Here is a 10,344-nt window from a genome sequence, read left to right on the forward strand (position 1 = left end):
CCACATCAATTTCTTGATGCCGCTCAAAGGGCCAATCCTTGTCAGGCGGCGGCTCGTTTTGGGTCCATAAAATGAACTCAAATGGGTTTTTCGCATTTCGCGCCGCTGCTCTCTGTCCACCGCGCGAACCGGCTTGACAACTGCGCTCATGAACCGCCGCACCGGCCTTCCTCGTGGCTTTCCCCGCTGGCTCGTCTGGCTGACGGCCTGGGTTGTCGCGTTGTCTGCGCTGGCGCCTACCGTCTCGCGCGCGCTGGCAAGCGCCGGCAACGCGCAATGGGTGCAGGTTTGCACCTCCGAAGGAACCCGCTGGATCGCCCTGTCTGACGCAGACAACAGCGCAGACAGCGCCGCCGGTGACGGCCAGGCCGGCAAAACCGCCCTGCACCTTGACCACTGCCCGCTGTGCGTTCTGATGGGCGATCGGCTGGCCCCGCCTGCCGCAGCGCCCGCCCTGGCGCTGGAACGCATGGCGCACGCCGCTCCTGTTGCCGTTTTGCGGTACGCCGTTTGGGCGCAGCCCGTGCGCGCGGCCCATCCGCGCGGGCCGCCCGCCTTGCCCGCCTTCTCCTTCGCGGCCTGACCTTGCGGGAAGGGCTGCGCCCTTCTTTCACGGTCTTTTTCCTGCCGCCATCCCCAACTCCGGCCAACGGCTTGCGCGTTCGCGCGCTGGCCGCGCCGCGCGGCGGCAACCCAAGGAGCATCGGCAATGAACTTCTCTTCCTTCCAAATGCCTGCGGCAGACGCGCCGGGCCTGGCCATCCTGCCCAAAGGCGCTGGATCTCACGCGGAACCTGACGCGGCGCGCGGCTTTCCCGCCTCTCTTCCGTCCGCTTGCACCCAGGCCCAGACGCAACACTGGGGGCTGTCGCTTGTCCCCGGCCAGCAGCTCATGGCCGCTGGCAGCCAAGGGCCGCTATGGCGCGTGGCCGAAGGCTGGCTGGCGCTGATTCAGCCTGGCGGCGACGGCAACGCGCTCGTGCAACTGGCCGGGCCTGGCGACATCGCCGGCATCGCCGCGCTCAGCGGCAATGCCTACCGCGAAACCGCCGTGGCGCTGACCGCCGTGCGCGCCAGCCCCGAGCTGTGGCGGCACGAGAGCGACCGTCTGCTGCTCATGCACGCCGTCATGGCCCAGCAGCAGCGCCAGGCCCGCGACATGGCCCGTCTGCGCACAGGCGCCGTGCAAGGCCGCCTGCGCCACTTGCTCGCCATGCTGACGGCCGGCGAAGGCCTGCTGCCCCGCAAAGCCCTGCCGCAACTGCGCGATCTGGCCCAAATCATTGACGCAGCTCCCGCCACCATTTGCCGCGAGCTGGGCCGCCTGTTCCCTGAAACTACCCGCCAGCCGCAAGGCAGCGCCTGCGTAGCCTGAAAGAGCAAAGGAGCTGTACATTTGCTCCTGGTTTGATAGCAATATGTCCTAGTGGGGGCAGCGCAAAACGGTATTTATGCCCTTTGTATCTGCTCCTGTTTTTTTTGATGTCTGCACCTGCCAGAAATTTTTCCTGAATTCACTTGGGAGCTGCTTTTTCGCGCTAGCGCCCAGACTCTGCGCAGGTTCTGAACAGGTTCTTACACTTGCCGCCTTGCCGTGGCGCTTGCGTGAAAGACGCAGGCGTTTTTTGCTTTGCCTGATTGCAACGCCAAGAGGAGGCCGCGCCCATGAAATTCCATTTCCCCATCGTCATCATCGACGAGGACTACCGCAACGACAACACTTCGGGCCTGGGCATCCGGGCGCTGGCCAAAGCCATTGAGGAAGAGGGCTTTGAGGTGGTGGGCGCCACCAGCTATGGCGATCTGGCGCAGTTTGCCCAGCAGCAAAGCCGCGCCAGCGCCTTCATTCTTTCGATTGACGATGAGGAGTTCAGCCCCGGCCCGGACAACCCCGGCCCCGATCTGGCCCCGGCCATTTTGAATTTGCGCCATTTCATCCAGCAGGTGCGGCGCAAGAACCCGGATGTGCCCATCTACCTGCATGGCGAGACCAAGACCAGCCAGCACCTGCCCAACGACATCCTGCGCGAGCTGCACGGCTTCATCCACATGTTTGAAGACACGCCGGAGTTTGTGGCGCGGCACATCATCCGCGAGGCCCGTGCGTATCTGGAAGGCATACAGCCGCCTTTTTTCAAGGCGCTGCTGGACTACGCGGAAGACGGCTCCTACTCCTGGCACTGCCCCGGCCATTCGGGCGGCGTGGCGTTTCTCAAAAGCCCCATCGGGCAGATGTATCACCAGTTTTACGGCGAGAACATGCTGCGCGCCGATGTGTGCAACGCCGTGGAAGAGCTGGGCCAGCTGCTGGACCACGACGGCGCCATCGGCGAGAGCGAGCGCAACGCGGCGCGCATCTTCAATGCCGACCACTGCTTTTTCACCACCAACGGCACATCCACCAGCAACAAAATCGTGTGGCATCACGCCGTGGCGCCGGGCGATGTGGTGGTGGTGGACCGCAACTGCCACAAAAGCATCCTGCACGCCATCATCATGACGGGGGCGGTGCCGGTGTTTCTCAGGCCCACGCGCAACCATTACGGAATCATCGGCCCCATTGCGCGCGAGGCGTTCGAGCCGCAGGCCATCCAGGCCAAGATTCGCGCCAATCCGCTGCTGCGGCATGTGGACGCCGAAGCGGTGCGCCCGCGCATTCTTTCGCTCACGCAGTCCACCTACGACGGCATCCTCTACAACACCGAAACCATCAAGCAGCTGCTGGACGGCTACATCGACAACCTGCATTTCGACGAAGCCTGGCTGCCGCACGCAGCCTTTCACTCCTTCTACGGCGCGTATCACGCCATGGGCAAGAAAAGGCCGCGCCCGAAAAAATCGCTGGTGTACGCCACCCAGTCCATTCACAAGCTGCTGGCGGGCATCAGCCAGGCCAGCCAGGTGCTGGTGCAAGACTCGCAAACCGTGCCGCTGGACCGCTTCCTTTTCAACGAGGCGTATCTGATGCACACCTCCACCAGCCCGCAGTACAGCATCATCGCCAGCTGCGACGTGGCCGCCGCCATGATGGAGCCGCCCGGCGGCCGCGCGATGGTCGAAGAAAGCCTGCTGGAGGCAATGGACTTTCGCCGCGCCATGCGCAAGGTGGCCGCCGACTTTGGCGAGGGCGACTGGTGGTTCACCGTGTGGGGGCCGCAGCAGCTTGCCGCTGAAGGCGTGGGCCGCGCCGATGACTGGATCATTCAGGACGGAGCCGCCAAAAAGAGCAGAGAAACGGGCAGGGAAAAGGGCGGCAAAAAAAGCGGGCAGGAAAGCTGGCACGGCTTCGGCCAGCTGGCGCCGGGCTTCAACATGCTCGACCCCATCAAAACCACCATCATCACCCCCGGCCTGGGGCTGGATGGCAAGTTTGGCGACACCGGCATACCCGCCAGCATCGTCAGCAAATACCTGGCCGAGCACGGCGTGGTGGTGGAAAAAACGGGCCTCTACAGCTTCTTTGTCATGTTCACCATCGGCATCACCAAAGGCCGCTGGAACACGCTGCTGGCCGCCTTGCAGCAGTTCAAAGTGGACTACGACCGCAACCACGCCCTCTGGCGCGTGATGCCCGAGTTTTGCGCGCAACACCGCCGCTACGAGCGCATGGGCCTGCGCGACTTGTGCCAGCACGTGCACCAGCTCTACGCCAAATACGACATCGCGCGCCTGACCACCGAGATGTATTTGAGCGAACTCACCCCCGCCATGACGCCCGCCGACGCCTACGCCTGCATTGCCCGCCGGCGCACCGAACGCGTGGAAATCGACCATCTGCAAGGGCGCGTCACCGTCGGCCTGGTCACGCCCTATCCGCCCGGCATTCCGCTGCTCATTCCCGGCGAAGTCTTCAATCAGAAAATCGTCGATTACCTCAAGTTCGCCCGCACCTTCGCCCTGGAATGCCCCGGCTTTGAAACCGATATTCACGGCCTGGTGGAAGTGGAGGACGAACAGGGCCGCAAACGCTACTTCGCCGACTGCGTGCTGGAAGAAAAACCGGCAAAACGCGCCAAAAACGCCAAAGAAGCAGTCAAAAAACGCCAGCGGCCCGCGAAAGGATGAACACTGACGGCCGACGGCGCCTCGCCGCCGCAGCTTTTCATGTTCCGCCCGGGCGGCGGTGCGGGCCGCCCCAACATTGGAGAGCGCAACGCGCAATCCGCCGGCTGGATTCCGGAGCCGGCGGCCCATCTAGAATCAAGGTCATTCCACCACCCAAGAAAGGAGATTCCATGTTTCCAGAATTTCGCGACCTGATCAGCAAGCTGAAAAACGCCGATCCCCATTTCAGCCGCCTGTTCGAGCAGCACAACGAACTTGATCACCAGATCAAGCGCATGGAAAGCGGCGTAGAAAGCGCAGCGCACGAAACCATTGAAACACTGAAGAAACAAAAACTGCGCCTCAAAGATGAGATGTACGTCATCCTCAAAAAAGCGGAAGCCGCCGCCAAGAGCGCATAAAAAACGCCTGATTTGAAAACAGCGAACCCGCCAGGGCAGAAGCCGTCTGGCGGGTTTTTTGTTGCCTTGGCGATAGGCCGCCGCCAGCCTCAAGCTTTGCCGCTTGGATCAAAGAGACAACGGATTGGAAGTCTTTTTTGCTCCTCTGTTCATAGCAATATGTCCTAGTGGAACGTGCGCAAAACGGTACTTATAGCCCCTTGAATTCGCTCTTGTTTTTGAATCAATCCAAAGCCGGGCAAGCCGTAAACAGGCTTGACGGGTTGCTTGCGGGCCGCTTGCGCTCCGGAGAGGCTTGGCGGGGCCCAGGCCGCCTGTGTCAGCCACCTGAGTCCGCGCTTTTCGTACCTATATGGACGAACTCTGAACAGGCTCTCAGGGCACGCCATCCTCTGCGCTACGGGTAGCAGGCGGCGCGGGTTGCTTTGGCGCTTGCATGGCTGTGGGCCTGGGGTGCGGCAGCGTGTCTGGCGCGGCGGATGCTTCGGGCGTCTGGGGTGTTGGGGGCGTGTCTGTCTGGATTGCCGCATTCGCGGCATTGGGCGCGTCAGCCGCGTCAGCCGGGCCAGGTGCTGGCTGCGGCCTGGCCGCTTCGGGCGGGCGGATGGCCATTTCCTCCACAGTGCGCGGCGCGCCGATGGGGGCGCTGGCGCGGCTGCGCTGCACGGCCTTGATGTCTTGCTCGCTGGGGTAAATGCCCGCCAGCCAGTAGTCGAGCACGCGGCGCACGATGGGGGCCGCTGCCGTGGCGCCAAAGCCTGCGTTTTCGACAATGGCGGCCACCACGATGCGCGGCTGCTCTGCCGGGGCAAAGGCGATGTAGAGCGAGTGATCGCGCTGGTATTCGGCCAGCCGGGCGGCGTTGTAGCGGCTTTTCTGGCCGATGGTGATGGCTTGCGCGGTGCCGGTTTTGCCGCCCGAGAGGTAGGGCGCGTCCTTGAAGGCGCTGCGGCCCGTGCCGCGCAGGGTAACGCCCACCATGCCTTGGCGCACCACGTTCATGTGGGCGCTTTTGTAGCCCATGTTCTGTGCGGCGGGGCGCGGGGCGGGCACAGGCTCGCTGGCGGGGCTGGCCTGCGTGGCCTTGACCAGATGCGGCGGATGCTTGACGCCGTCTGCCGCCAGCGTGGCCACGGCCTGCGCCATTTGCAGCATGGTGTAGTTGTTGAAGCCCTGGCCGATGCCGACATTGACCGTGTCGCCCGGCACCCAGACTTGCATGCGCCGGTCCTTGTAGCGGCGCATGGCTTCACGCTTCCACTCGGGGCTGGGCAGCACGCCCCTGGCTTCGCCCGGCAGGTCAATGCCCGTTTCGCGCCCGAAGCCCAGCGGCCCCATGAAGCGGTTGATGGCGCTGATGCCCATGTCGTAGGCCAGCTGGTAGTAGTAGGCGTTGCTGGAGCGGGTGATGCTTTGCTCCAGGTTCACCGTGCCGGTGGCGTGGCCCCGGAACACGTGCCCGGCCAGCACCCAGCTGCCGGTGTCGTTCACGGTGGTTTGCGGCGTGATGCGGCCGCTTTCCAGCCCCGCCAGCGCCATGAAGGGCTTGAAGGTGGAGCCGGGCGGATAAGTGCCGCGCAAGGCGCGGTTGAACAGGGGGCGGGCGAGCGATTCGTTCAGCTCCGTCCAGGTGGCCTGGTCGATGCCTTCCACGAACAGGTTGGGGTCGAACGTGGGCTTGCTCACGAAGGCGAGCACTTCGCCGGTTTGCGGATCCATCGCAACCAGCGCGCCGCGCCGCTCGCCGTACAGCTCTTCCACGAGCTTTTGCAGGGTGATGTCAATCGTCAGGCGCAGCGTCTGGCCGCTGGCGGCGGAGCGGCGCTCCAGCAGGCGCACGGCGCGTCCGCCCGAGGCGGTTTCCATTTGCTCCACGCCGGTGCGGCCATGCAGCACGTCTTCATAGCTGGCCTCAATGCCGGATTTGCCGATGTAGTCCGTGCCCCGGTAGTTGGCCGCGTATTCCGGCCCCTGGTCTTCGATGCGCTCCTTGTCGCGGTCATTGACGCGGCCCACGTAGCCGATGGCATGCGAGGCCACCTCGCCCATTGGATAGGTGCGAAACAGGCGCGCCTTGATTTCCACGCCCGGAAAACGGTAGCGGTTGGCGGCAAAGCGGGCTACTTCTTCATCCGTCAGGCGCATGCGGATGGGCAGCGATTCAAAGCTGCGCGTGTTCTGCCGCAGGCGCTCGAAGCGGCGGCGCTCGCGCTCGCTGATGGGCACCACTTCAGAAAGGGCGTCAATCACCTCGTCCAGATCGCCCGGCACCTGCGCGGGCGTGATCTCCAGCGCGTGCGCCTTGTAGCTGGTGGCCAGCACCACGCCATTGCGGTCAAGAATGTCGCCCCGGTTGGGCACGATGGGCACCACCGCCGTGCGGTTGCTTTCGGCGCGCTCGGCCATTTCTTCGTGCCGCTGCACTTGCAGCACCCAAAGCCTTGTGCCCAGCGCCGCAAAGCCCAGCGTGGCTGCCAGCGCCACCACGGCCAGCCGCATGCGGTAGCTGGCCAGCGCGGCTTCTGTGCGGGGCTGATGGTTCATCTCGGGCGCAAGGGGCGAGGAAAAGGCGGGGGCGGGCGGCGGGCGGAAAGGCCCCGGATTGTCCGGCATGCGGCCGCCCGCTCCTTTGAGCCGCTGGGCGCGGCTTGGAGCCAGATCGCGAAAATCAGCCCTGCTTCCAGCGCTTTTCCTGAGCTTCTTTCAGAGCCTGTCTCCAAAATCATCCCAGAAGCCTGACCATGCGCCGAATGCAGGCAACCTTCACGAATGCTTCGGCTAAAGCGCCAGTGACCTCGTAGTCTTTGCTCAGTCTTCTCGATTGACTCAACCAGGCAAAAGCCCTCTTCACAATCCAGCAAAGCGCATAAATAGCCTGATCAGCAAAGCCTTGACTTCCACCCGGTCCTGAATACCTGCTGAGTGCACCATCACAGCCAGCAGCACATCCCACACGCCGCGCTGGCGTCAGCGGGCAAAGGCGTTGCAGACCTGTTTCCAGGGCGGGCAGTCCTTGGGCAGCGCGCGCTACCGACGGTCAGTGGTTTGGCCGTCTGTGGCTTGCACGTAAAAGATGGCGTTGATCAAGTCCCGGGCGATGCGTACACGGGGACGTCCTCTCTTGTTCATTTCGGCAAAGTGTTTGGCCAGCACTTGCCACTGCGCATCGCTCATATCGCTGGGGTACATGGGAGGAGCCATTCATTTGGAGTTCGAGGATAGGCTCTGAGAGCAGTTTGAAAGTCGCCTTATTTCGCTCCTTAATCAATAGCATGATGTCCTAGTGAAACGTGCGCTAAACGGTATTTTTACCCACCCTGATTCGCTCCTGTTTTTTAGCGCCACGGGCGGCGCAGCGCGCCCCTGACTCCTTTACCGCCCCTTGAACACCGGCTCGCGCTTTTGCTGCAAAGCCTGGATGCCTTCTTGCAAGTCTTCAGACAGGATGGTGCGCTGCACGCGGGCGGCAATCAGGGCGGCGTCCGGGCGGCCGCAGGCAATCTGGTTCAGGCTTTCCTTCATGCCCAGCAGGGCCAGCGGGGCCATGCGGGCCAGGGTGGCGGCCAGCTCATCCACGGCGCCGGTGATGTCGGGGCCGTTGCTGAAGTGGGTGAGAAAGCCGCAGTCCAGCATGCCGGTGGCGTCCAGCGGCTCGGCGGCCAGCAGCAGGCGGCGGGCCATGTTCAGGCCCAGGCGGCTCACAAAACGCTCCAGCCCGCTTTGGTACAGGTGCAAGCCCAGCTGCACCGGAGGCACGCGCACGCGCGATTGCGGGCCGCCCACGCGAAAGTCGCAGGCCAGGGCCAGATCGGCGCCGCCGCCAAAAGCGCCGCCTTGCACGGCGGCGATGGTGACGGGGCGGCAGGCGGCCAGCGCGTCCACCATGTCGCCAAAGCCGTTGCCCGAGCGCGGGTTGGCGGCCAGCTCGGCCAGGTCGTGCCCGCTGCAAAAGTGCTTGCCCGCGCTTTGGAGGATGAGCACGCGCACGCCATCGGCGGCGTTGATTTCGCGCAAGTGGGCGCGCAGCGCGGTGATGTCTTCGGGCGCGAGTTTGTTGGCCGCTTCAGGGCGCTGGAGGGTGATGCGGGCGATGGCGCCGCTGATGTCAAGGCTGGGCGTGGTCATGTGCTTGTTTCGCTTTGCTTTTGATGGATGAAATGAATGAGCTGGCTGGCCAGATCGGCCTGCCGCATGAGGCGCTGGCGGGCGGCCTGCACGCAAGCTTGCCACTCGCGCAAGGCGCCTTGCCCGGGGGCCAGAAGGGCGGGCGCGCCGGGCGCATCGTTCCACGCGGCGTGAAAGGCGGCCAGTGAAGCGGGCGCTTGCAGCCAGCGCAAAAAGGCGGCCAGCTTGGCGTGGTGCGCGCCGTCGTGCTGCGGGTAGATGTGCCACACGAAGGGGCGGCCCGCCCACAGCGCGCGCGTGAGCGAATCTTCGCCGCGCACGCCATTGAAATCGCACGCCCACAGCAGCTCGTCATACGCAGGCTGGGGCAGGTGCGGCAAAAAAGTGATGCGCGGCGTGGTGTGTGCAGAGGCTGAACGCAACAGCGGCAGCGCCGCCTGCACGGCCTGCGTGGCGCGGCCCGGCGTCACCAGCCAATGCCAGCCGCTTGCGGCGCACTGCTCCAGCAGCGCGGGCAGGGCCGGCGGCTCGTAGCAAAACAGCGAGGCCAGCGGCTCGCCCTGCCAGCGCACGCCGTGGGCGGCCAGCCAGGCGGTGCGGTCAAAGCGCGCCTGCCGCGCGGGCCAATCGCCTTCGCGCAGCAGCCCGCCCGCAGCTGGCGTGAAGCCAGGGTAGAAAAACCACTTGCGGCGCCCCGCCAGCGGCCCAGCCAGCACGGGCGAAGGCAGCGCGTGCATGCGCTCCACCCAGTCTTCGGCGCTGAGGTATTCCAGATTGATCCACACCGGCTGCGGCATGGCCTGTTCAGCGGCAAAGCGGGCCACGAAGGCGGCCGGCAGCTCGCAGCCGAAAGCCTCCACCCACACATCGGCCAGCGGCAGCTGCGCCAGCGCCTGGGCGCTGCGCGGCCAGGGCAGCACGCGGATGCGCTCGAAAGCCCCGCTCCACGCGCCCGGGGCCAGCCAGGGCAGCGCACGCAAGTCATCCAGCCACAGACGCACCGCATGGCCGCGCGCGGCCAGCTCGCGCGCCAGCCGCCAGCACACGCCCACGTCGCCGTGGTTGTCAATCACCTGGCAAAAAATGTCCCAGAGCAGAGGCTGGCGAGCGGTCGTGTTCACGCGGGCGATTGTCCCCCGCGCCAGCGCAGAAGCCGCCTTCTGGCAGCTATCTTTCGCTCCTTTTAGCATAGCGACAGGTCCTAGTGGAATCTGCGCGGAATGTATTTCCAAGGCACCTGAATTCGCTCCTCTTTTCGATGTGCCCCGATACCCGTTGGCAAGACCGGCAACTGACGCGGCAGGCGGATGCCGCCGCAGCCATCACCGGCCAGCGCGCATCGCCAGCGCCAAACCCAAAAAAATGCCTTCGTGAAAATCACGAAGGCAAATACCCAAACAGGCTGAAAAAACGCCTGACTGGGCCGCCCTGCGCCTTCATGGCAAAGGCTGAAAGCGAAAGCCCGTGAGCTTGCATTCATTCACGCGGGCAATGAATTCGTCGCTGACGTAGGTCGTGTTGCGCACCAATTGAGGAATTCTGAAAATAGGCGGCAATTCTTTTGCATCCGCTCGCAAGACGTAATGATCTATATCCATGAGCCTGCCGCTCGAAAAATACGCGATGGTGGATTTTTCTTCGTCCACCACATTCACGACGCGGGTTGGGTTGAATCCATAGTACTGCATGGCCTCATTCATTTTGATGGGCGCCAGCTCGCCATTGCGGCTGAGCATGTCGCCCAAGGCCTGCA

Annotated in this window: 9 protein-coding genes; 4 read left to right on the forward strand and 5 right to left on the reverse strand. The window is 64.2% G+C overall.

All coding sequences use genetic code 11. From position 1 onward, the window contains the following. Positions 1-148: 148 nt before the first annotated feature. From QB898_RS07715 to QB898_RS07730, 4 genes are all read left to right on the forward strand, one after another. Entirely contained in the window at positions 149-583 is a 435-nt protein-coding gene (locus QB898_RS07715; protein WP_279524468.1) for a DUF2946 domain-containing protein, read from the forward strand. 126 nt (positions 584-709) lie between these two features. Continuing rightward, on the forward strand, positions 710-1,375 hold the full coding sequence (locus QB898_RS07720) for a Crp/Fnr family transcriptional regulator (RefSeq protein ID WP_279524469.1): 666 nt from the start codon (positions 710-712) through the stop codon (positions 1,373-1,375). Between the two features lie 290 nt (positions 1,376-1,665). Beyond that, entirely contained in the window at positions 1,666-4,065 is a 2,400-nt protein-coding gene (locus tag QB898_RS07725; protein WP_279524470.1) for an arginine/lysine/ornithine decarboxylase, read from the forward strand. Positions 4,066-4,235: 170 nt separating this feature from the next. Then, positions 4,236-4,466 carry an HP1242/YdcH family protein gene (locus tag QB898_RS07730; protein ID WP_050715715.1) on the forward strand — a complete coding sequence of 77 codons (231 nt, stop codon included), beginning with the start codon at positions 4,236-4,238 and terminating at the stop codon, positions 4,464-4,466. Positions 4,467-4,841: 375 nt separating this feature from the next. Here QB898_RS07730 and mrdA read toward each other — a convergent pair whose 3' ends face one another. The 5 genes from mrdA to QB898_RS07755 all read right to left on the reverse strand — a co-directional run. Next, entirely contained in the window at positions 4,842-7,010 is a 2,169-nt protein-coding gene (gene mrdA / locus QB898_RS07735; RefSeq protein WP_428982769.1) for a penicillin-binding protein 2, read from the reverse strand. A 483-nt stretch (positions 7,011-7,493) separates the two neighbouring features. After that, positions 7,494-7,667: a transposase gene (locus QB898_RS07740; RefSeq protein ID WP_102283111.1), complete on the reverse strand. Its 174-nt coding sequence runs from the start codon at positions 7,665-7,667 to the stop codon at positions 7,494-7,496. A 171-nt stretch (positions 7,668-7,838) separates the two neighbouring features. Next, positions 7,839-8,591, reverse strand: coding sequence for an enoyl-CoA hydratase/isomerase family protein (locus QB898_RS07745; RefSeq protein WP_279524471.1), 753 nt, complete (start codon positions 8,589-8,591; stop codon positions 7,839-7,841). Beyond that, positions 8,588-9,712: an elongation factor P maturation arginine rhamnosyltransferase EarP gene (gene earP / locus QB898_RS07750; protein ID WP_279524472.1), complete on the reverse strand. Its 1,125-nt coding sequence runs from the start codon at positions 9,710-9,712 to the stop codon at positions 8,588-8,590. The genes QB898_RS07745 and earP overlap by 4 nt, the downstream gene beginning before the upstream one ends. A 315-nt stretch (positions 9,713-10,027) precedes the next feature. Continuing rightward, positions 10,028-10,344, reverse strand: a 317-nt coding sequence (locus tag QB898_RS07755; RefSeq protein ID WP_279524474.1) for an imm11 family protein, incomplete at its 5' end; no start/stop codon positions are given.

The sequence above is a fragment of the Ottowia cancrivicina genome, assembly GCF_029813755.1.
In the GTDB taxonomy this organism is placed as follows: Bacteria; Pseudomonadota; Gammaproteobacteria; order Burkholderiales; family Burkholderiaceae_C; genus Ottowia; species Ottowia massiliensis.

Coding starts and splice junctions, on each gene's coding strand:
- QB898_RS07715 (WP_279524468.1), top strand. CDS start 149: ATGAACCGCCGCACCGGCCTTCCTCGTGGCTTTCCCCGCTGGCTCGTC.
- QB898_RS07720 (WP_279524469.1), top strand. CDS start 710: ATGAACTTCTCTTCCTTCCAAATGCCTGCGGCAGACGCGCCGGGCCTG.
- QB898_RS07725 (WP_279524470.1), top strand. CDS start 1,666: ATGAAATTCCATTTCCCCATCGTCATCATCGACGAGGACTACCGCAAC.
- QB898_RS07730 (WP_050715715.1), top strand. CDS start 4,236: ATGTTTCCAGAATTTCGCGACCTGATCAGCAAGCTGAAAAACGCCGAT.
- mrdA (WP_428982769.1), bottom strand. CDS start 7,010: ATGAACCATCAGCCCCGCACAGAAGCCGCGCTGGCCAGCTACCGCATG.
- QB898_RS07740 (WP_102283111.1), bottom strand. CDS start 7,667: ATGGCTCCTCCCATGTACCCCAGCGATATGAGCGATGCGCAGTGGCAA.
- QB898_RS07745 (WP_279524471.1), bottom strand. CDS start 8,591: ATGACCACGCCCAGCCTTGACATCAGCGGCGCCATCGCCCGCATCACC.